General features: G+C 40.9%; 15 protein-coding genes, 1 tRNA gene and 1 pseudogene. 7 read left to right on the forward strand and 10 right to left on the reverse strand.

Annotated features, from left to right (window positions below; genetic code table 11):
- Positions 1 to 199: 199 nt before the first annotated feature.
- Genes INE92_RS15425 through INE92_RS15450 form a run of 6 tightly spaced genes read right to left on the reverse strand, consistent with a single transcriptional unit; the run spans position 200 to position 11850 of the window.
- Complete coding sequence (locus INE92_RS15425; RefSeq protein ID WP_195436763.1) at positions 200 to 2725, reverse strand: family 20 glycosylhydrolase; 2526 nt, start codon at positions 2723 to 2725, stop codon at positions 200 to 202.
- Between the two features lie 7 nt (positions 2726 to 2732).
- Positions 2733 to 3806 carry a cellulase family glycosylhydrolase gene (locus INE92_RS15430; RefSeq protein WP_195436764.1) on the reverse strand — a complete coding sequence of 358 codons (1074 nt, stop codon included), beginning with the start codon at positions 3804 to 3806 and terminating at the stop codon, positions 2733 to 2735.
- 34 nt (positions 3807 to 3840) lie between these two features.
- On the reverse strand, positions 3841 to 5319 hold the full coding sequence (locus INE92_RS15435; protein ID WP_195436765.1) for a BACON domain-containing protein: 1479 nt from the start codon (positions 5317 to 5319) through the stop codon (positions 3841 to 3843).
- Between the two features lie 46 nt (positions 5320 to 5365).
- Positions 5366 to 6781, reverse strand: coding sequence for a DUF5125 domain-containing protein (locus tag INE92_RS15440; protein ID WP_195436767.1), 1416 nt, complete (start codon positions 6779 to 6781; stop codon positions 5366 to 5368).
- Positions 6781 to 8424 carry a RagB/SusD family nutrient uptake outer membrane protein gene (locus INE92_RS15445; RefSeq protein WP_195436766.1) on the reverse strand — a complete coding sequence of 548 codons (1644 nt, stop codon included), beginning with the start codon at positions 8422 to 8424 and terminating at the stop codon, positions 6781 to 6783. The genes INE92_RS15440 and INE92_RS15445 overlap by 1 nt, the downstream gene beginning before the upstream one ends.
- Positions 8425 to 8457: 33 nt before the next feature.
- On the reverse strand, positions 8458 to 11850 hold the full coding sequence (locus INE92_RS15450) for a SusC/RagA family TonB-linked outer membrane protein (protein WP_233476880.1): 3393 nt from the start codon (positions 11848 to 11850) through the stop codon (positions 8458 to 8460).
- A 350-nt stretch (positions 11851 to 12200) separates the two neighbouring features.
- Here INE92_RS15450 and INE92_RS15455 point away from each other — a divergent pair, with 350 nt between their 5' ends.
- Both INE92_RS15455 and INE92_RS15460 read left to right on the forward strand, forming a co-directional pair.
- On the forward strand, positions 12201 to 12788 hold the full coding sequence (locus tag INE92_RS15455) for an RNA polymerase sigma-70 factor (protein ID WP_004310625.1): 588 nt from the start codon (positions 12201 to 12203) through the stop codon (positions 12786 to 12788).
- Between the two features lie 54 nt (positions 12789 to 12842).
- Positions 12843 to 13889, forward strand: a complete 1047-nt coding sequence (locus INE92_RS15460; protein WP_149952678.1) for a FecR family protein — start codon at positions 12843 to 12845, stop codon at positions 13887 to 13889.
- Positions 13890 to 14304: 415 nt separating this feature from the next.
- On the opposite strand, the pseudogene INE92_RS15465 reads toward INE92_RS15460, so the two are convergent.
- A pseudogene (locus INE92_RS15465) lies at positions 14305 to 15662 on the reverse strand (transposase).
- A gap of 203 nt (positions 15663 to 15865) precedes the next feature.
- A complete protein-coding gene (locus INE92_RS15470; protein ID WP_195436486.1) occupies positions 15866 to 18064 on the reverse strand; it encodes a GH92 family glycosyl hydrolase in 2199 nt (732 codons plus the stop codon).
- Between the two features lie 272 nt (positions 18065 to 18336).
- Between INE92_RS15470 and sppA the strand changes: the two genes are divergently transcribed.
- The 5 genes from sppA (at position 18337) to INE92_RS15495 (ending at position 23310) form a co-directional block, all read left to right on the forward strand.
- Entirely contained in the window at positions 18337 to 20115 is a 1779-nt protein-coding gene (sppA, locus tag INE92_RS15475) for a signal peptide peptidase SppA (RefSeq protein WP_195436487.1), read from the forward strand.
- A gap of 10 nt (positions 20116 to 20125) precedes the next feature.
- Positions 20126 to 21256 (forward strand): tetraacyldisaccharide 4'-kinase, encoded by a 1131-nt coding sequence (lpxK, locus tag INE92_RS15480; protein WP_195436488.1) that lies wholly within the window; start codon positions 20126 to 20128, stop codon positions 21254 to 21256.
- On the forward strand, positions 21213 to 22022 hold the full coding sequence (locus INE92_RS15485; protein ID WP_008026681.1) for a purine-nucleoside phosphorylase: 810 nt from the start codon (positions 21213 to 21215) through the stop codon (positions 22020 to 22022). The genes lpxK and INE92_RS15485 overlap by 44 nt, the downstream gene beginning before the upstream one ends.
- Before the next feature lie 16 nt (positions 22023 to 22038).
- Complete coding sequence (thiL, locus tag INE92_RS15490; RefSeq protein WP_008026683.1) at positions 22039 to 23076, forward strand: thiamine-phosphate kinase; 1038 nt, start codon at positions 22039 to 22041, stop codon at positions 23074 to 23076.
- A 161-nt stretch (positions 23077 to 23237) separates the two neighbouring features.
- Positions 23238 to 23310 (forward strand) — tRNA-Phe (locus INE92_RS15495).
- A gap of 84 nt (positions 23311 to 23394) precedes the next feature.
- Here the strand turns inward: INE92_RS15495 and INE92_RS15500 are convergent.
- Positions 23395 to 23601, reverse strand: a complete 207-nt coding sequence (locus INE92_RS15500; protein ID WP_008026295.1) for a hypothetical protein — start codon at positions 23599 to 23601, stop codon at positions 23395 to 23397.
- Positions 23602 to 23656: 55 nt separating this feature from the next.
- Positions 23657 to 24142 carry a cold-shock protein gene (locus tag INE92_RS15505; protein WP_008026293.1) on the reverse strand — a complete coding sequence of 162 codons (486 nt, stop codon included), beginning with the start codon at positions 24140 to 24142 and terminating at the stop codon, positions 23657 to 23659.
- Between the last annotated feature and the right edge of the window lie 29 nt (positions 24143 to 24171).

Raw genomic sequence — 24171 nt, forward strand, 5'->3', positions numbered from 1 at the left:
AAATTAATTAAAACGCAAGTCGAAAATGTATTCATATTTCAACCATCAATTAATATTAATAGTCATATTTCCAGTTTTAAATTTGTTGAATATTGTAAAGAAGAGCTAGAATTTCAGCAGCCCCTTAATATGTAAAATTTCATAAATGCATAAATAAAAAGCTATTCTAACATTATTAAAATAGCTTTTTATTTATATATCATCTATTAAACAATACGGTAGTTACACTCTCTTTTCCTAGATAGAAAGCCTTTGCTTTTATCAGTGGAGCATTGCATACTACCGGAGTTTGCCATTCTATGGAACTTTCCGTAGGCTCACTTCCATCGGTTGTGTACCGGATTACCGCATTGGGAATGGCAGTATTAGCCAGCAGTAATCCATCCCTTGTCATAATACCGGGAGGAGACACCCGGAAATTTATTCCTCGCTTTGCCAAACGTGGCAACTCATAATCTATAATACCGGCATTGTATTTCCGTTTGGCATCCATATATACTTTGCCGTCCGGAGATAATGCCCACGATGGTTGAACATTCCAAGCACGTTCTGCCAATCCGAAGACTTTTGGGAAAAGATAATATTCTACCTGTTCAAAACTACGGATTGTTTCCGACCATATTTGTCCGGATAGACCTTTGATATTCTGATAACCTTCCTTTGTCAAGGGTTGTTTTCCGTTTGAAGCTGCTTTCACATCAACAGGTTCACCTTTCAAATTCCGTCGTAAAGACTTATAAATATCAAAAGGCAACATATCAAACGTCACATATTCATCCACATAACCGCCCCAACGCAATCCCGGTTCCTCCACATGATAGCAATAGGCCATATCCAAATAGAAGTTACCCACATTACAGAGTATAACCGGGTAGCCTGCATTAGCTAGCTTATACGGTACTTCATCCCCACCCTGCTCCGGAATGGTGTTCCAGCAATAATTTAATACCTTACTGTTTCTAAAATGTTCGTTAACGGTATTATCAGGATTCATAACAATGTCCTGCCATCCGACTGCCTGTATGTTACGTTTGTCCAGCATTTCCAATATTTGTTCCAGAAAATAATCCTTCAGATCCCGTATCTTAGTCAGTCCGTTCTCTTGCATAAAAGTGCGGCAGATAGAAGAACCTTCCCAAATACCTTCTGGTACTTCATCTCCACCCACATGGAAAGCAGTCAGTTCTACTCCTGCATCCTGATACATCTGCACGATTTCGTCAATCACTTTTTCAAGAAAATGATAAGTGGAAGGCATGGCAACATTAATCACATTATCTGTGAAATTTTGTGCCGACAGATATTGGGAAGTATCTGCAAAGTCAGTCAAAAGATATTCTTCCGCTTTCGATTGGTCTGTAGCTATGTATTTCTGATAACGGGCATTCATGGCTTTAATCGCTGCCCGGGAATGTCCGGGAATGTCTATTTCGGGAATAACTCTGATATGCCTTTCTTTCGCATATTTCAGAATATCCATGAAGTCACTGCGAGAATAATATCCATTGGCCAACGAAGTAGTATCTGTCTCATTCCATCCCCAGGCATACGCAGGATAAAGACATGTCTGTTCATCTATGGTATGTCCTCTGCGAGAAGCTATTTCTGTCAATTCCTCCAATCCGGGTATTTCCACACGCCAGGCCTCATCGTCACTCAAATGCAAATGCAGTACATTCATCTTATAGAATGATAATATATCGATCAGTTTCAGCAGGTCCGCTTTCTTTGTAAAGTTGCGGGCTACGTCCAACATAATTCCCCGATGCCCCATGTCCGGATAATCGGTTATATGAAGATTAGGTATCGGAGAAGAAGTTAGTTCCATGTTATCTAATAAGGCAAGCAATGTTTGACAAGCATTAAATATGCCATGTGTATCACTAGCTTTCAAAGTCAACCGGTTATTCTTTATCACGATTTCGTAATATTCATCGGGATATTGACAGGTAATAGGAACCTCCATTTTCTTCAATTCAATGATTGTTTCTTCATCCTTATCGGAAACGCTGCATCTTAATAATGAAGTCAATTGACTTTTCAATAAAAGAGCTTCCTCTTTAAACGCATCATCAAACTTCAGACAGACTTTTTGAGAGAAAGAAGAAACACCGCCCGTCTTTTCCACTTTTTTAGGAGCAGGAAAAAGAGAAAGCATATCACAATCTACCGGTTTGCTAAAATCATCATTCTGCTTATAGAAATAATTTCCATCTGCATAGGGAAAGCTGTTCCTCGAGCTAACCCATTGGGTATCGGGCTTAAAAAGCTCGATCTCGATGGGGACATTTTGCGGTTGTAACGGTTTTCCTTTTTCATCGGTAGTTACCATATAAGCCCCTTCAGGAACCGAGGACACATTAATCACATTTCCTTCACTCAATATGGTAAAAGTGATTGTTTCACCCGGTGGCAATGCCTGGTAGTGTTCAGTGGGGTACATTTTATAGTAAGTCGAACCCAAACATTCAATTTCCAGCGGTGCATTAATAGGTTGCTGATAATAAATAGGTGTCTGATTAAAATAGATCACCCAATTATTAGTCAAGGATTTATTCCCATTATTCGTCAGACAGAATGTATTCTTAAAATATCTGGCTTCCACACTATCTTTTTCCAGTTTCCATGTTAAGGATAGCTGTGAGGAAGGGGGCTGTTTACCAGCCCCGCAACCAAACAGGCATATCCCCAACATCATTATCCATATATTCCTCATAGTTATCATAAGGGAATTATTTAGTTAATGAACGAATACATTCCACTTCTTCTGTCGAATAAGGGGTTCCATCACTACGGAATATATCGTGGAACCACAATGGAGGTTCAACAACATCAGGCAATGGAGTGTCCCATGCAAAGATCGTATTTGTTTTTCCAGCTACAAGTCCCCAGTTGATTGCACCGATATTTTCTCTCTTCAGCATTGGCATAATATCCTGGAAAGTACTATTTTGAGTACGTGCCATATATTCTGTACAAATCATCGGGCGACCGTATTGCTTCAATGTATCAATGAGTTGCTGATGCGAATTCACGCCTTCATACGTGTGGTATGTTATCACATCCGAATTTTCCAATTGGAACTTATTCAGATTAGTCAGGCTCATATCCCAAACTCCGGCCGACAGAGGTTGTGACGGATTCACCGTTCGTCCCCACGTAAATATCTTCCGCAATAACGGCAAACTTCTTTCACCGTATCTATATCCTCCCGAACCTCCGGGTTCATTATATAAGTCCCATAATACGATTCTCTTATCATCCTTAAAGGTAGTCAGGATATCTTTCACATAGCTTTCCAATACCGGAAGTATCACTGCCGTATCGCCTTTATAATACAGATCACCCGGGTCACGTGCCCATCCCGAATTGTGTACTCCCGGCTGTGGTTCCGGCTGTTTGCCAGCCTGATATACAGGATTCCAACAATCATCCAGGAAGACGAAGATGGTAGAGATATGATGCTTGTCGGCAATAGTAAGGTATTCATTGATACGTTTCTTAAAGCCTTCCTTATCTGTTTCCCAAACCAGGTGATGCAAATATACGCGCATACAGTTCATGCCTATTTCTTCCGCCCAACCCAGTTCACGATCAATAGTCACCGGATCAAAAGTATCTGCCTGCCACATCTCCATTTGGTTGATTGCCGTGCTCGGAATAAAATCGCATCCACGAAGCCATCCCCATTGTTTATACCACTCATTAGCCTGCTCTTTTGTCCAGACCTCACGAACAGAGACAGTTTTCTGGTTGCAGGCAATCAACATAACACCAATAAAAAAGGAAAGTAATATCTTTTTCATATAATCGTTTTACTTTATCAAATTAAAAATCTTTTTATTTTCTCCACGTAAATATTACCATATCACCCGGTTCGACTGCTATCGTAGAGCCGTCCGGAGTAGTCGTTGAACCATTTTTCAACACTCTGCTAACAGAACTATCCACATCGATAGACAGGTTCATCACATTACGAAAATCTCTATTTACTACCACAAGATATTGATTACCATCTTTCTCCAGGACAGAGACAACCGCACCTGTATCACTCGTAGTCAATGATTTTATAGGAGTCGGCAGACTTCCCAAAGCCTTCGTGCCTTCAGGTATTTCACTTCCGGTGTGAGATACAGAAATAACCTGTGCTCCCAAGAATATACCTGCAAGCTGTTGTACTTCCTGATTAACAGTCTTGACCAAATCATACACTTCGGTCGGATCATCATGTTGAAGTCCGCGATAGGTAAAATACTGGATTGCCTGCGCACCATAAGCCAAATCACTGAAGACTTGTAATCTCAACTCGGGCAATGTCGGTATCTTATAAAAATGAGTGTCATCAAGTTTATGGGAAAGTGCAAGTGCAAATGCCCAGAACAGCTTATTGTTCTCTTTAGCAGCAGCCGATATTTCTTCCAGATTTCGATACCAGTCCGGACGGATAATGCTTGGAGCACCATTTATAGAGACAATTGGATAATTGTCAAACGAAATAAACGGAACAGGAACTTGTTCTATAAACGACTTTACATTTTCAGAATAAAGTTCTTTCCCCCATGCCCAATTGGGGTACAAGTTTATATAACAAGGATGATGACTGTCGATGGTTTTAATCTTCTTCACCAATTCGCCCAAGCCCGGCAAATCATTCACTTCCGGTTCATCCTTCAAATGATAAGCATACAAAGCCGGATGATTCATCATCGCTTTTACGACCTCTTCAGCAGTAGCGACAGATAAGAGGTCCTTACAAGAAGTTATCATTTTCACTCCGGTCTTCTGTGCGGCGTCAAGCACCTTCAATGTTGTTTCCAAATCATCATACCACCCCAGATAAATATTAATGCCGGATGCTTTCATCACCGGGAATTTCTCCAGCGACTTGTCTGCTTCCACTCCGGTCCATGCTATAATCGGGAATTCTCCATCAGTTGTAGGGATATAAGAATTACCCTGAATGATCTCAATTTCTTGTGTCTTTACTCCATTAGGTACTACGCGGAATACAGCCGTACGTCCGGTTCCTGTATTTGCATTTGCAGTAATTGTCACAGTTCCGTTTCCACTTCCTTTGGTCGGTGAGACGGTAACCCAAGACTGATCCGTCTCGTTTACAAATTTCCATTCCGTATTAGACTTTATCGAATAAACCTCCGTAAAACCGTCATTACCGATCTGTAACTTCTCTAAATTTCCAGAAATAGAAAAAGAGGCTTTCTCCGGATCCATCGAACAAGACATTAATAACATTGGCAACATCGAGAAAAAGAACGTAACCAGAAATTTCTTACTATATGTTTTCATTGATATATACATAATTCTATTGAATATTAAATTAAAGACTATTAATCATGATCCCCTCTTAATTGTAAGGAGTCAATCGTATCACTTCACTGGCTTTATTAATATGTATTGTATAAAGTCCGGCTTTAAAATCAGGACCGGGAATCAAATCACCGGGAGCGTTTCTCGTTATCAGGTTAGCAGGCTCAACCGTATATAGATTCTTCGTGTCCTCCTCTTGCGCCCAACCATATCCCCGATAGAACTTAAATCCCATAGTTTGGTCAATGTAAACGACTGCTTCAAAGGCACTTGCACCAACCTTTTTAAAGAAGAACCACTGATGAGGATATGCGAAGTCCCAAGCAAGCGTAGCCACATAAGGTTCGCGTGGAAATCCGACTCCAGTACCGAGAATATACATCACCTCCGGATAGAAAACATCCCGTGGACGTTCCATATACATGAAACCATTTGATGTATTATATTTCAAGTTATAAAGTACCGACGGACCATCGAATTTTGCTTTGCTCCCTGAAACATTTTTAAAGAATTCCGGCCGGAGCATATTGGTAACATCACTACCAAAACCTATAAAATTAATCTTGGCACTTTCTACCAACTGAACATCCAACTGGACATATCCTCCTCCCACATCAAAGAAGCGGGACTTATCAATATCAATGCTGTATGTCAAAGTCTTATCAGCCAGAAAACTCAACATATCAAAAGTAATATTCTCCAATGTATAACTCCCTACCTTAGGAGTCGGAATCGAAGTAGCTGCATCATCAGTCACAATCGCGATCTTATCGTCTGAATATCCCCATACCAAACCGGAATAATCAGGTTTATTATTTATTATCTTTTCGGCAACTTTAAAATGGTCGCCAATCCCTGCCAAATCCGCCGCACTCGTCCGGAAACTATAATCCGTTTCATTCTGACTCTCCTTGTCCATTTCATACACATTTCCCAAATCATCAACAAGATATAATTTGGAAGGTGTTTCCGGACGGGTCACCGCCACACTTGCGGCCTCATCCAAAGTCAGGGTCGATTCATTGCCACCTAAATCGTTTACAGCTTTTATAGTCACCACAGGACGTCCATTCTGGAAACCGGCAACAAAAGGTAAAGTAGCTTCCTCTTCAATAACCGCAGAACGTCCGCTCAATCCTTTAGACAAATTCAAGATTTCGGCTCCATCCATTGTCACTAATAATTGGAATGAAACCAAATCATTATATTCATCACTGACCTGTGCAGTGAACTTCACTTTATCACCAGCCGCCACAACCGTTTCCCCATTCACTCCCCGCAATACGGCATTTTCTATTTTAGGTTTTGAAGGTGTAGGCCACTCCGGCCATTCACTTGGCTTACTAACATCATCTTTTGCACACGAAAGGAGCAATAACGACGACATGAATAATACGTATATCTTTTTCATTTTTCTTAAGATCTCTAGTTTAACAATAATGAATGATGACATTAATTGCGAGCTGCCGCAAGATCCGCTTTCCATCCCTCACGTTCAAAGGTCTGTACCAACACTTTTCCATAAGATTCCGAAGCTTGTTGAACCGCATAATTAGGAATAGGCACATATTGATGTGTAGGAGCCACTCCTTTGATCTTCGCTGTACGCTGCGCATACTGATTAAAACGGATGAGATCTATTTTACGCATCCCTTCATACAACATTTCATGTCCTCTTTCCGTAAGTAAAGCATCCAGGAAAGCTTCAACATTCGCTGTTGCCGATGACGGAAGATCCCCCAGTCCGGCACGCTTACGCACTTCATTGACCGCGGCTATAGCGTCAGCGGACGGAGCTGCATTGTTTTTACGTACTTCGGCTTCCGCATACATGAGCAATACATCTGCCCAACGGGCTAACGGTATATCAGTCCCCTGAAAAGCCGTAGCTGTTTCCACCGGGAATTTATTAATGATAAACCCGTCCCATGTAGTAGTATTCCGGTCAATCCAGGTTCCTGCAGTCGTATAATATTTGGTCAGAATCACTTCACGACGTTTGTCCGAAGGATCATACGTATCCCAAAATTTCGGAGACACGTTGAAAGTTTGTCCCCATCCCTGTCCTTGCAGATAGAAAGGAGTCGGATTTCCCTGATCGTCCACTCTGGCTGCATTATCGGGAGTAGCAAGCATCATCAGCGGGTTAAAGTTGCCGGACTTATTCGTACCATCCGCCGTTTCATCACAACTGACAGCCATAATCACTTCCGAATTAAAGTTATTGGCATTTTTAAATTGCTCGATATAAGGATTGTCCCCTTTCTTGAAAAGACTATACCGTCCCTTCAACTCGTTATACATATCAATCGCTTTCTGATAATAACCGGACATATAATAGCCTTCATTCAGGCAATGCCGCATGATGCATACACGTGCATAGTCTTTATTGTAACGTCCCTGTTCCGGCTGCGTATCTGCAATATACTGATAAGCATAATCAAAATCAGCCATAATCCACTCCGTCATTTGCTGCAATGTCGGACGCACCAGATTTTCCAGTTTTGAAGGATTAATCAGATCGTTCGGATCGACAATCAAAGGAACAGGACCATATACATGCAATAAATAATACATCATCAATCCACGACAAAGACGGGCTTCAGCAATAAATTCCCTTTTACGCTCTTCGGAAACCACTTCGGTAGAAGCCTTCTCCAGTGTACCAATCACATTGGTGAAGTAGGAAATCTCACTTACTTTCGGAAAGTGGTTCGGGTTTTCATCGCTTAATGTACCGCTTGCGTAATAAACACACTGACTGAAATCGGCTTTAGAAAGGAAATAATATCCGCCTCCCCAACCATTATTCCACACAGCCACCTCATCTGTCGGATAATCAAAGAACTTCAGTACACCTCCGGCAGGGATATACCAACCGTGCTGATTGCCACTTGTTCCGGCACCGATCCAATAGGTCCATGTTGTTGTAAAAGGCATATAGCAGGTCATCATAAATGATTCGTATTCGGCTTCAGTCACCGGATAATTAGAAACATTCAACGTGCCATACATCTTCGGATCAAAATTATCCTCACAACTGCACATGATAAATGCAATCATGACAAACACCTTAAATAATTTATTCTTGTTCATATTTTTCAATCTTTTCTTTCGTTACAGGTTTTCTTAGAAACATATTTTTGCTCCGAAGGAGTATGTTCTCGTCATCGGATACTCCGCTTTGGAGCCGTCGCCACCCGTCTTTATTTCAGGATCGACACCTACAAACTTGGTAAAAGTAAACGGATTCTGACAGTCGACAAAAACTCTGATAGAACTCACATAATCACCCACTCTTCCCAGCTTCTTTCCTGAAAGGTTATATCCTAAAGTGATATTCCTGACACGTACGAACGAAGCATTCTGATAATCTTCCTCAAAACCTACGTTACCAGGCAAAGCGACAGCCTTTGTTGAAGCAATACCACGCCGGTTTCCATTCTGATTGGTTTGGGAATTCCAGATAGTATATACATATTTGTTCGAATTCTTGGGACTCGTGTAATACACATCTCCGACAAGTGCCCAACGATATGCATAGTTATAGCGTGTACGTCCGAATTGTCCATACATAAATACATCCAGATCAAAATCTTTGTATACAAATGTATTTCCAAAGCCTATGTGAATTTTTGGAAGTGTATTCCGCATCTTCACATCATCAATCGTTATTTTATTATCCCCATTTGCATCCTTAATAATCGGATAACCGGGCTGTTGCGCATCTGCCGGCAAAGATTTCTGCGATTCGGGCATATTGCTTTTATCTATGTTGATAACGCCTTCCGTTTCATAGTAATAATAAGCATTCACCGGTTCGTTCTTGCGGATTCGATATTCTTCATAATAATAGTTGGGCATCCGTTCTTTCCAAACGGCATTATGATGTGATAAGGTCAATTGTGAGGTCCACTTAAACACACGGGGGATTTCAAAGTTTAGTGAGTTAATAGTCGCATCCCATCCGTAACGTACATAATGTCCATAATTCATCGGGACGGAAGATGTCATACTAAGCGGAGAGGCAGAGTCATATCCCAGCAAGTTGGTTACATCATTGCGGAACATATCAAAACTTCCCCAGATTCTATCTTTCAGGACTGAAAAGTCTATACCTATATTTTTCATGGTAGTCTTTTCCCAAGTAACATTCGGGTAATCAGGACCGCTAAGCAGATAGGGTACATAAGTCACTGAATTGTTAGAGAACTTGATATATTGGGCTGCCAGACTGAAAGTGCCATAAAGCGAACTACCCAGATTATCATTACCAGTCTGTCCATAACTACCACGAATCTTCAACTGGTCAATCCATGATATATGCTTCATAAACGGCTCGTTAGATAATTTCCAGGCCAATGACACTGAAGGGAAATAGGCATATTTCTTTCCTGGGAAAAACTTATCCGTTCCATCGCGACGAATAGTAGCGGCAACTACATATCTGTCGAGCACATCCACACTTGCCCTGGCAAATTGAGAACGACGTTCATCGGCTGCCCTGAAAGAAGTCGGGTAGAAAGCGCCTTCCGCAGCTTCCACCTTATCAGCAGCAATGTGATCGTTAATCTGTTCGTAGTCAAGTTCAAGTCCATTTGAATCGTTCGTATATCTTCCCATACCGACTACGGCATCGACACGTAACAAATCTCCAAACTGCTTTTTGAAAGTCAACGTGCCTTCCATAGTTTGGTTTCTACGTTCAACATATCCCAAATGCCCTCTTGATTTATACATGTCCATAAAATATATATCAGAAGGAATATACAGATTACGATTAGCATTCTCCTTATTAATACCATACATCAAACGGAAGGACAACATATCCTTGATTATATCCACATCGGCAGCAAAGTTTAGATAATAACCGCTTGTTTTAGTCCGGTCACTAACTTTTATCATTTCAGCCGGGTTAGGGTAATTTGAATATAAAGTAGGCTTTCCGTCCTCACCTCTGATTGGTAAATAAGAAGGATAAGTCAATGCTGATTGTATAGCATCGTACCCATTTCCACCACCTCCGCCACCGGAAGTTGAATTTGTATATTCATTTTCGTTTACATTAACAATTGCTGTCAACTTAAGAAATGGAAGCAATTGTGAAGAAATGTTTGTCCGAAGAGCATAACGTTCCATAGCGGAGTTTTCTACCGTGCCTTCCTGTTTGTAATAATTTCCGGACAGATAATATTTCAGCAGTTTAGAACCACCCGTAATTGTGATATTATGATTATTGATGCTACCATCCTTTAATACACAATCCAGCCAGTCTGTTGTTTGAGCGGCAGCTATCTGTTGAGGTGAGAATTGAGGTACCCATTTATTATCAAAAGGTTTATCACCATAAGGATACATACCGTTCGTAAATAAATAGTTTTCTTTATTGAAAATGTTGGCAACATTCATATATTCCTCCCCACTCAAAGGTTCCAGATACGGATAGTTTTTCACGATAGAATAATTTCCTTCATAAGTGATTTGGGGACGAGTTTCAGTACCTTTCTTTGTAGTGATTAAAACGACACCATTGGCTGCACCAATTCCATAAATGGAGGCAGATGCATCCTTTAACACTTCGATAGATTCAATATCGGCAGGATTAAGTCCGGCCAATCCCGAACGATTGATAGAGTTGGGCATAACCTGATTTCCGTTTCCAACCTCTAAAGAAGTGGAAGGCATCATTACGCCATCCACTATAAAGATAGGAGTACCTGCCCCACGAATTGAAAGGTCAACTGCTCCACCCGGTTGCGGGCTTGTCAACGTAGCTTCTAGTCCGGCAGCCCGCCCAAGCAACATCTGTGACATATTACTTGTTGCGGCTCGCGATATTTTTTCCGTTTTTACCGTTGCAATGGAAGTTGTCAGATTCTTACGGGTGGTCGTCCCATACCCTACCACAACAACTTCATCCAACTGTTTCGAATCTTCTTTCATCGTCACATTCAACGTCATCGGTCGGGTAATTTTCTGCGTATATGTAGTGTAACCTATTGAAGTAAATTTCAGTGTCGAGCCTTCCGGAACTTGCAACTGGTAATTGCCATCTATACCGGTAATGGTTCCTTGAGTAGCCCCTTCTATCATCACAGTCACTCCCGGAAGAACCTCTCCGGATTCGTCCACTACCTTTCCGGTCACTTTGACCGGCTGTTTGTTATCCTGTGGCTGAGATGAAACTTTGTTTAATACAATCTGACGTTTTTCAATCGTATAAGATACTCCTTCGCCTTTAAAAAGTTTATCCAGTACCAGAGTCATCCGTTCATTTTTCACAGTAATGCTTACTATACGACTTACATCAACAATGTCTTTGTTGTATAAGAAACGATATTCTGTCTGATTTTCGATACTAGTCAAGACCTCCTCTACAGTCACATTTTTCAGTCGCAATGTAATTTTGGCGGATTGTGCCAAGATAGGTATACTGATAGCTTGCAAAGCTATACAAAACAACCATATAGCACAGATTCTCCCCATTTTTACATTCGCAGGTACATTAATTCTCTTTTTCATTTTTCTAATTGAAATAAGTTCATACCTTTACATGTTTGGTTATTGGTTCTACAAATAAGTTGATTAACGAATAACTGAATCTTTGGAAAGGAAGGTGAGTCAGACCTTCCTTTTTTTATCAGTTGTCGGAAGCTGAATTCACTGATTATGTCTTTCTCATGGCTTGTATTATTTAAAGGTTAATAAATGTGTTTTTCTCTCGTTTCTATCAATAAGACGTTTCTAAAAATAAAAGCCACATTGGATATCGCATTATTTTTTCATCTGCATTATTTTTTCTTCAAACTATCGTTTATCCCAAATAATCTTTCTATTTTTACCCCCGACAATAGAACCTTTACTACAATACTATGCCGAATATCCAACAACAGACTTCCGACGACCGTTTTCTGGTAATAGCACTAAAACAGGATGATAAACAGGCTTTTACCCGACTATTCCATGCTTATTATAAAGATTTGGTATTGTTTGGCGGTACTTACATTCCGGAGAAATCTACCTGTGAAGATATTGTGCAAAATATCTTTCTCAAACTATGGAATGACCGGAAATCATTGGTAATTGAGAACTCACTAAAATCATATTTACTGAAAGCGGTCAGGAATTACTGTCTGGACGAATTACGTCATCGCAGGATTATAGATGAACACATTGCTTACGAACTTAAATCGGATTCTATAGATATAGATACGACAGAAAACTACATACTGTATTCTGATTTATGCCGGCAACTTAAAAATGCATTGGAACAATTACCTCCTCAAGAAAGAGAAGTGTTCGAGATGAGCCGATTAGAAAATATTAAATATCAGGAAATAGCCAATCGCCTGAATATCTCTGTCAGAACGGTAGAAGTACGTATCAGCAAAGCATTGAAGCAGCTCCGCATCTTATTAAAAGATTTTTATTTACTACTTTTTTTATTTCTTTTCCACTAATGAATGTGGGATTTTCTTTCTGAAACGTCTATTATATATAAGGTAAAATGCATTATGATAAATAAAGATTCAGACATAGAAATTATAATCTCCAGATATCTCTCGAAAGAGGCTACACCAGAAGAAATAAAGGTACTGGATGATTGGATATCGGCTACTCCCGAAAACTATAGGAGCTTTCTATCACAAAAGAATGTGTGGGAAGTCAGTCACCCGGCTTTTAATCCGGAAGAGATAGATGTGGACAATGCGCACAGAAAAGTAATGGAGAAGATTCTCCATCAAAACCAGCCGGTTTCCGTTCGTCCAAAGTTGTCCTTCCTACACTATTGGCAGCAAGTGGCAGCTATCTTACTTCTTCCTTTACTGATATTATCTGCTTATCTTTATTTTAAACCCGCTTCTCAAATTGCAGAGACTTATCAGGAGTTATTCACTCCTTATGGCACTTGGTCGGTAGTTAATCTGCCTGACGGTTCTAAGGTTTGGCTAAATGCCGGAAGTTCTTTAAAGTATCCGACTCAATTCAATGATAAGCAAAGAGTTGTTTCGATGCAGGGTGAAGCCTATTTTGAAGTGGAATCCGATAAAGAGCATCCCTTCATCGTAAAAACCAAACAACTGACTGTAGAAGCTACCGGCACTGCATTCAATGTGAACGCATACGCTCCGGATCATGTAGCAGCAGTGACGTTAGTAAAAGGAAAGGTCGCAGTCACTCTTGACCAGAAAAAGACGATTTCCCTTTCACCGGGAGAGAAGATTGACTATAATCTGGCCACTTCTCTATATAACGTCAATAAAACCAATACTTATAAATGGTGCTCATGGAAAGATGGAATACTCATTTTTAGAGATGACCCGCTGGAATATGTATTCAAGCGTTTGGGACAGACTTATAACGTGGAATTTATTCTGAAAGACGCTGAATTAGGAAAGTATTCCTATAAAGCGACTTTTGAAGGTGAATCTTTAAATGAGATTTTGCGCTTGCTTGAAATGAGTGCACCTATTCGCTGTAAAGAGGTTAGTAATCGCAACACCAATAATGAGAAGTTTGAAAAGCAGCGTATAGAGGTGAGTAGGATTGTACGGAAATAAGTTTGTATTAGTACAAACTTAATCGTATGGCTTCAAATTAATTTCATTTGGTAGTATTAAGTTGTACGACACCCGGGTCTCATGCACACCGACACCCGGGTGTTGAACATGCTGACACCCGGGTGTCAAGCATCATGAGACCCGGGTGTCGTACAATTTATTCTTGCAGTATCTTTTTTTCTTCTCTACTATGGGATATTCAGTAAATGTTCCTCTTTCTAAAAAATCAAGAGAAAAGCTTTGCTTTACGTGAGCTTTTCTCTTGATTTTTTCGTTCAACTCTCCCAGTCTTCTATCTTTTTTGTAGAATATTGTTTACATATTCTTATTTTTTCCTTCCCACCCATGCATTATGTACATGTCTTTTTTAGGGGAAGTTAAAACCTCTCCTGTTTTTCCTGTTATTTTAGTTAGATTATGCTGCCTTTCTTTTTTTCTTTTCGACCTTTTCTATCATACATACCGCATTGGCTGTATGTATCCCAAAGAAAATCCAAAGTACTTCCGTTTTCCTGTTTCTAGCTTTTATCCTGGCCAGTGAGTAATGTTGTTTCTGCGTTCCAAAACTTCCTTCCAGGCGGGTAGCTCTTTCACGGCTGAGTTCCGACCGTAAGATTTTCCGAAGCGGCTCATCTTTGGCAGCTCTGCCCTTACGCTTAAAGGAAGTACTTATATGATATTTTGTACAAAATTTCCGGTTGGCATTATTGGCATAGATTGAATCCGCCGCAAGCGCCTTAACCCTAACCCCGGTCAGTTGTTGTTGCAGATGAATACAGTCTTTCAAACGTACTCCTTCGTTAAAAGCCTTAAAGGAGATATGTTCTATAAAGGAGATTCCGTCTATCTGTATATTGTTGACTTTGGCTCCGAATTCAACGGATTTGGTTTCCTTGCCTCTGATAATGGGGCGAAGGTAATGCCGGTCGATACTCACGATACGGTTGGACACTTTTTTGCCTGCAAATAAATTCTTCCCTTGCTCAAGGACTGTCTGTATGACCGAGAAACGTCTTTGGTAATCAGAGGATAGTGTAAGCCTGTCCCTGTAGGATGAATGAAGCAGCTCCAGCTGGTCAAGTAACTTTTCCAATAACTGAAGTAACCTTCGTGTAATCATACGAGTCTGTGATTTCTTGCGTTTACGCAGTTTGCTATAAGCAAGATAGGCACGGCGTACATCAAGATACTTGTTACGGGGACGTTGTATGTGCAAGGTCTGGCAATGTTTGCACAGATGACGATGAAGCCATACAATACCTTCCCATAAGAGTTTGGTATCAGTAGGGAAACGCAGATGACTTTCATAACAGGTGGCATCGGTCATACAGACATGAAGGTTCTCAAGATAAGGTGTCCAATGCTCGGCAAGAATGAGCTGGAGGGACTCAACGTCAAGGCGATCCGCTAGTTCCTGACGAATTGCACTAACGATTTTAGGATTGGTTAGTGGATGAAGCGGATCAATCTGAACACCACAAAATAACTGGTAATGAATATTACCGTTTAAATGCTCAATCAGTTGTGCATCGGAAAAGTTGGTATAGGACTTCAAGACCATCAAGGCTATTTACCTTCGGGAGAAAAATAACTTTTACGCCCAAAAGGAGAGGACTTCAAATGCATTTGTCGGGCCAGTTCCGAGAAAGGGAACAGAGAATGGAGGCGACCTAATTCACTCGTTGCAAAACTTTGACGATATTTTTTAAGCATATCGAACTCGGTAAAACCTAAACAAGGTTCGATTTCTGAGATTTTTTGTATCTTTACCATGTGTTTTTATTTTTAATTACCCCCGTTTTGGCCGTCAAACCGTTTTTTGGGGGGAATGCTTAAAGATACAAAAAAGGCAACTAACTCGCAATGAATTAGTTGCCTTAAATTTTATTATTTTAGGAATATCCCTACTATAAGTTATGATCCCAACCACTATTAATTAAAATCATTAGTCCCATAACAGTACAGAAACGAATTTATTACTTCATCTTGTATACCAGCGTTCCTCCTTTTACAATATCCTCATGCGAGATTGTTTTCTTCGTATATGGTTCGCCATTCAATGTAATACTATCTACATATTTATGTTCTTTCGACAAATTCTCCGCAATAATCGTGAAAGTCTTGCCATCGGCCAGATGCAAAGTCATCTTCGGCAACTGTGGAGCACCGAATACATATTCCGCACTTACCGGATCTACCGGATAGAATCCCATCGCACTAAGCATATACCAGGCAGACATCTGTCCGCAATCATCATTTCCACAAAGTCCGTCGGGTTTGTTTTTGTATTGAGTATCAAATATTTCACGAACCAATTCCTGTGTACGTTCCGGACGACCAGCCAGTGCATACAAATAAGTCACATGATGGCTTGGCTCATTTCCATGAGCATATTGCCCGATTAATCCAGTAACATCTGCCAAACTTTCACCTTCTAGCTTAACCGTAAACAATGAGTCTAATTTATTCAAGAAAGGTTTTTCTCCCCCAAACAACTGGATTAATCCTGGAACATCATGTTGTACATGCCAAGTATATTGCCATGCATTTCCTTCCGTATAATCTCCACCGACACTTTCAGAATGTGCCAACGCACTTGGGTTAAACGGAGCTTTCCAAGTTCCGTCAGCTTTGCGCGGACGCATGAACTTCGTCTCCGAATCGAAAAGATTCTTATAATAGTCAGCACGTTTCGCGAAGTAAGCGGCATCTTCCTCTTTACCCATACGACGTGCCATATCGGCAGCAGCATAATCATCATATACAGATTCTAAAGTGGAAGATACAGATTCTGCTTTTATCAGATCTGTCGGGAAATAACCATATTTCGTATAAACCTCCCAATCAGACTTCAACGGATGAGATACAGTCTGCGTCTTCTTTATTATATTGAAAGCACGTTCAGCGTCAAAGCCACGGAATCCTTTGCGATAAGCCTCGGCAATGACTGATACGCCGTGATTACCAATCATACAGAAATTCTCTTTTCCCCACAATCCCCAAATAGGCAGGAAGCCTTGCACTTCACCCTGTTCGATGAGAGAATTCACAAAACCGTCCACACGTTCGGGAATCACTAATGTATAAAACGGATGAGCGGTACGGTAAGTATCCCACAAAGAGAACGTAGAATAGAAAGCACCAGTTCCGGCTTTTACAATAGAGTCGGCGGCATTACGATACATACCGTCTACGTCCGAAATTTGATTAGGCTGAATCAATGCGTGGTAGAAACAAGTATAGAAATTTGTCTTTTCATCATCGGTACCCTCTATTTCAATACGGCTCAAATAGTTATTCCATTCATTGTGGGCGGTAGCTCTTACTCCTTCAAAATCCCAGGCAGGAATTTCTGCTTCCAGATTCTTTTTAGCCCCGTCTATGCTGGTGGTGGAAAGAGCCACTTTCATCATCAGTTCGTCTCCCGGCTGCATATCAAAAGAGGCAATGATGCGTTTTCCTTTTTCTGTTTCGCCCATCGGAAGATAAAGTGAATCGACTACCGGACGGTTGAATTTCATCACAAAGAAATAATCCTGGTTGACCCATACCGTGTTATTGACATGTCCTGTCAGTGTTTGAGCATCTTCCCAGTTCACTTCACAACTGTTGACTTGTGAATGATATTGTTCTTCTCTCCATGCAGGGCCATGTTGCAAGTCAATCAATATAGAGGCAGAATCAGCCTTGTGATAAGTATAGCGGTGAAGGGCAGCATGGATAGAGGCAGTCAGTTCTGCTTTTACCTGTGGATCAGAGAGCTCTGCGGTGTAATATCCCGGAGTAGCCGCTTCTTTATCTTTAGAAAAATGACTACGATAAGCATCCCACGCACGGGCACGTGTGCCAGTGACCGGCATCACCAAAATATCACCTAAATCCATACATCCCGTTCCATTCAGATGTGTTTGAGTAAATCCCCAAATCAGGGAATCCTCATAAACATACTCAGAACAATAGCGCCAACCAACTGCTCCCGTCACAGGACTGGTCTGGATCATACCGAAAGGATAACACGCGCCTGGAAATGTATGACCATTATCAGCAGCACCGATAAAGGTATTAACGTATTGAGTATAATCCTTTGTTTCCGCTGTTTCAGTCGGAGTACAGGAAGAATAGAAGAACAAGCCTGCTGCTAAAGCTGCAGCCACAAAAGGGGTTTTTCTTTTCATGGTAAATAGATTGTTAAGTTAATGTCGCATTACATATGCTGATATTTATTTAATTTTTCACGATAATAGTTGTGCCACAAAATTAGAGAATTCTTCTCATTTAAAAGGATTAGATACAGACAAATATACTTAAATCTTGCAGGAAAGAAGCTTCTATTTATATCGATTCGCTGTGATAAAACAAAAATTCGTACGACTTATTGAATAAATATCAACTCAATTATTTATCTTTGTTAGCTTAATAACAAGCTGACGCAAAAACAATAAGTATAATGAAAGATTTCTTGAAATTTACACTTGCCACGGTGACAGGTATCATTTTGTCAAGTATTGTATTATTTATAATCAGCATGGTAACGCTGTTTGGCATCATGTCCGCTTCGGACACGGAAACAATCGTAAAAAAGAATTCCGTAATGATGCTCGACTTAAACGGAACGCTGGTTGAACGTACGCAAGAAGATCCGCTAGGTATTTTATCACAGTTGTTTGGTGACGAATCTAACACGTACGGACTGGACGATATTCTCTCTTCCATCCAGAAGGCTAAAGAAAACGAAAATATCAAAGGGATTTATTTGCAAGCAAGTTCATTAGGTACCTCCTATGCCTCCTTACAAGAAATCCGTAACGCATTGCTCGATTTCAAGGAGAGTGGAAAGTTCGTCATTGCTTATGCCGACTCCTATACGCAGGGGCTTTATTATCTTTCTAGCGCAGCCGATAAGGTGCTGCTCAATCCCAAAGGAATGATTGAATGGAGAGGTATCGCTTCCGCTCCCCTATTCTACAAAGACCTGCTACAAAAAATAGGAGTTGAGATGCAGGTGTTCAAGGTGGGAACTTACAAATCTGCCGTGGAGCCGTTTATTGCAACAGAGATGAGCCCTGCCAATCGCGAACAAGTGACAGCATTTATCACTTCCATCTGGGGACAGGTGACGGAGGGGATTTCTGCTTCCCGCAATATTCCAGTAGATTCTCTGAATGTTTATGCCGATCGTATGTTAATGTTCTATCCGTCAGAAGAAAGTGTAAAATGCGGATTGGCTGATACCTTGATTTATCGCAATGATGTGCGCAATTATCTTAAAAAACTGGTAGAGATAGATGAGGATGACAATCTCCCGATAGTAGGATTAAGTGACATGATGAACGTAAAGAAGAACGTACCAAAAGACAAAAGCGGTAATATCGTGGCTGTTTATTATGCATCCGGTGAAATTACAGACTATCCGAGTTCCGCAACTTCCGAGGACGGAATTGTTGGTTCGAAAGTCATTCGTGACCTGCGTAAATTGAAAGATGATAATGATGTGAAAGCTGTTGTACTCCGTGTCAATTCTCCGGGGGGAAGTGCTTTTGCTTCAGAACAAATATGGCATGCAGTGAAAGAGTTGAAAACAAAGAAACCGGTCATTGTCTCTATGGGTGATTATGCTGCGTCAGGAGGGTACTATATCTCTTGCGTTGCCGACACGATTGTTGCAGAGCCTACTACCCTGACCGGTTCTATCGGAATATTCGGCATCATTCCCAATGTAAAAGGATTGACTGATAAAATCGGTTTAAGTTATGATGTAGTTAAGACGAATAAATATGCTGATTTCGGGAATATCATGCGCCCGTTCAACGAGGATGAAAGATCATTGCTTCAAATGATGATTACCGAAGGATACGATACCTTTGTAAGCCGTTGTGCCGAAGGACGCCACATGACAAAGGAAGCGATCGAAAAGATTGCCGAAGGCCGTGTATGGACTGGGGAGACTGCTAAAAAGTTAGGACTGGTAGACGAGTTAGGCGGCATTGACAAAGCATTGGATATTGCCGTGGCAAAAGCCGGTATCGAGGGATACACCGTTGTTTCTTATCCTGCAAAACAAGATTTCTTTTCTTCCCTGCTTGATACGAAACCGACGAATTACGTAGAATCACAATTGCTGAAAAGTAAGTTAGGTGAGTTCTACCAACAATTCGGTTTACTGAAAAATCTACAAGAACAATCCATGATTCAGGCTCGTATTCCGTTCGAACTGAATATTAAATAAACTGCCATACATGGACGAACACTTTATTAAGATACATAAGTGGCTCTACCCTGCCTCCTGGCTCTACGGAGCAGCGGTAATGATGAGAAATAAACTCTTTGACTGGGAAGTGCTGCAATCAAAGAGTTTTGATATACCTATCATCAGCGTAGGCAATCTCGCTGTTGGAGGAACAGGGAAAACTCCGCACACTGAATATCTGATAAAGTCTCTTTGTAATCAATATAATGTAGCTGTATTAAGTCGGGGGTACAAACGGCATACGAAAGGTTATGTGTTGGCTACTCCGGAAAGTACGGCAAGAAGCATTGGCGACGAACCGTACCAGATGCATCAAAAATTCCCGTCTGTCACAGTAGCTGTCGACGAAAAGCGTTGTCATGGCATAGAAAAGCTGCTTGCACTGCAAAAGCCTTCAATAGATGTTATCCTGTTAGATGACGCTTTCCAGCACCGATATGTCAAACCGGGATTGAGTATTCTGTTAACGGATTATCATCGGCTGTTCTGTGACGATACCTTGCTTCCTGCAGGACGACTTCGTGAGCCAATTAGCGGCAAGAACCGGGCACAAATCGTTATTGTCACCAAATGTCCGCAGGACATCAAGCCTATTGATTATAATATTATCACGAAACGTCTGAACCTTTATCCATATCAACAGTTATTCTTCTCATCGTTCCGGTATGGCAACCTGCAACCGGTGTTTCCTATGATGGTTCCGGACACAGATACCCCTTCGGCAAACAATGAGATTGCTTTGTCCTCGCTGACAAATACAGATATATTATTGATGACCGGAATTGCCTCACCGGCTCCCATTCTTGAAAGGCTGAAAGATTGTACCCAACAAATAGATTTGCTATCGTTTGACGATCATCACAATTTCAGCCATCGGGATATCCAGCTTATCAAAGAACGGTTTCATAAGCTGAAAGGAGAACACCGGTTGATTATCACTACCGAAAAAGATGCAACACGCCTGATTAACCATCCGGCTTTGGACAAGGAATTGAAACCATTTATCTATGCCTTGCCTATTGAAATAGAAATATTACAGAATCAACAAGATAAATTTAACCAACATATTATTGACTATGTTAGAGAAAATACAAGAAACCGCAGCTTATCTGAAAGGTAAGATGCATACCAGCCCGGAAACAGCCATTATACTTGGCACCGGACTTGGCAGTTTGGCAAACGAAATCACCGAGAAGTATGAAATAAAGTATTCGGATATCCCGAACTTCCCGGTATCTACCGTCGAAGGTCATAGCGGTAAGCTGATTTTCGGCAAACTAGGCAATAAGGATATCATGGCTATGCAAGGACGCTTCCACTATTACGAGGGTTATTCTATGAAAGAAGTGACTTTCCCTGTACGTGTGATGCGCGAATTAGGAATCAAGACCTTGTTTGTGTCCAACGCCAGTGGCGGGACAAATGCAGACTTCGAAATCGGTGATTTGATGATTATCACCGACCATATCAACTATTTCCCCGAACATCCGCTTCGTGGAAAAAATATCCCATACGGCCCTCGTTTCCCGGACATGAGTGAAGCATACAGCAAGGAACTGATTCGTAAAGCTGATGAGATTGCCAAAGAAAAAGGAATCAAAGTACAACACGGAGTGTATATCGGTACACAAGGTCCTACTTTCGAAACTCCTGCCGAATATAAACTATTCCATATCCTTGGCGCCGACGCTGTTGGTATGTCTACCGTTCCGGAAGTAATTGTAGCCAACCATTGTGGCATCAAAGTATTTGGTATTTCCGTCATTACCGACTTGGGAGTAGAAGGAAAAATCGTAGAAGTAACGCACGAAGAAGTTCAGAAAGCAGCCGACGCCGCTCAACCGAAAATGACAACAATCATGCGCGAACTTATCAACCGTGCCTAAACAATTACCCCGATTTATGAGAACTGAAATAGCATCTCTCGGTGAGTTTGGTCTGATTGACCGCCTCACCGAGGGAATCAAACTAGAAAATGAATCCAGTAAATATGGAGTGGGCGACGATGCCGCCGTTCTCTCCTACCCTTCAGAAAAGCAAGTATTGGTAACAACCGACCTGCTTATGGAAGGTGTACATTTTGATCTGACTTATGTTCCCTTGAAACATTTGGGATATAAATCAGCAGTCGTTAATTTCTCCGATATTTATGCCATGAACGGCACTCCCCGGCAGATTACGGTATCTCTTGGCCTTTCCAAGCGTTTCAGTGTAGAGGATATGGACGAGCTTTATTCCGGTATTCGCCTAGCTTGCCAGCAATATAACGTCGACATTGTGGGAGGTGATACAACTTCCTCCCTTACAGGGCTTGCTATCAGCATCACTTGTATCGGCGATGCTGATAAGGATAAAGTGGTTTACCGTAATGGAGCAAAAGAAACCGACCTGATCTGCGTCAGCGGTGATCTGGGAGCATCCTATATGGGGTTACAACTATTGGAACGTGAGAAAGTCGTACTAAAAGGTGATAAAGACATTCAACCGGACTTTACCGGCAAAGAATACTTGTTAGAACGCCAGTTAAAACCGGAAGCACGTAAGGATATCATTGAGAAACTAGCTGCCGCCAATATTGTTCCAACCTCTATGATGGATATTTCGGACGGCCTGTCATCAGAATTGATGCATATCTGCAAACAAAGCAATGCCGGTTGCCGCGTGTACGAAGAACATATTCCGATCGATTATCAGACGGCTGTTATGGCTGAAGAGTTTAACATGAATCTGACGACTTGCGCCTTGAATGGCGGAGAAGATTATGAACTACTCTTCACCGTTTCTATCGCCGATCATGAGAAAGTATCACAAATGGAAGGAGTGCGCCTCATCGGACATATCACCAAACCCGAACTTGGCTGTGCATTGATTACGCGTGACGGCCAAGAATTTGAATTGAAAGCACAAGGATGGAATCCATTGAAGGAGAATAAACAATAGTTTCTATCACTTTTCTGAAATATTTTCCATTCCATACAACACTGATAATAAGCAAACTAGCTTTTTATCAGTGTTTTTTATTTCCAGAAGGCTTGCAGAATCCAAAAGTTTCACTACCTTTGCAACCGCAAAAGAGATATTACCGGACCGAACAACCACAAGGTGCCATAGCTCAGTTGGTAGAGCAAAGGACTGAAAATCCTTGTGTCCCCGGTTCGATTCCTGGTGGCACCACAATCGATTCGGTAATAAAAAATCCCTTGAACTTTAAAAGTTCAAGGGATTTTTTATTACCTTACTTTTTGTATCTACAAACACCTATACTTTGGAGCTATGTAGTTTTTTATAAATCTCTATACGAGCATCTATTTCTGCTTGAGTCAAATGTGCAGGAAGTTCAATGGTAGTCCGCGGAGTTATTGCTACCAGCACTACATCTCCCAAACCTTTTTTGTACTCCTTGATCACGTTTGCAGTAAACTGACTGGATGAAATAACATCACGCATTATATTACCTTTTTTCATATCTCAAATTATTATTTTTTGTTTTTTGTTATACACAAGCAGAATGCAGATCTTCTTATACAGATTCTGTTTGAGCTAAATTTTCCGGCTTAGATTTGTTTTCCAACGAGATATTGACTGCATTCATCCCTTTCACTCCACGTTCAAGATCAAATGTTACGATATTATTTTCTGCAATATTACCAACGACATTGTTTACATGAAAAAAGTACTTCTCAACGCCGGAAAGATCTTTAATAAAACCAAATCCTCTTGACTCATTAAAAAACTCAACCCGTCCTCTCAAAATAGTTGGCTCTTCATCCTCTTTTTTAGGAGTTGCTATAACTATTTCATCCGGGTTGATCTCTTCTTTTCTGACATTCTCTGTCGGAGGAGTTGAGGTTATTCTCCCGTTCTCATCAACATAAGCAATCATATCTTCAAAGCTGTTTGAGCTGCCCGATAATTTCTTATTTTCTTTCTTCTTTAATTTTTCTTCGCGCTTAGCGATTCTTTTCTTTTCATTTTCACGTTTACCTACTGTCATGGATTTTGCCATAGAAATAATATTTAGTTTATACTATATTT

This window comes from Bacteroides xylanisolvens (assembly GCF_018289135.1).
Lineage (GTDB): Bacteria > Bacteroidota > Bacteroidia > Bacteroidales > Bacteroidaceae > Bacteroides > Bacteroides xylanisolvens.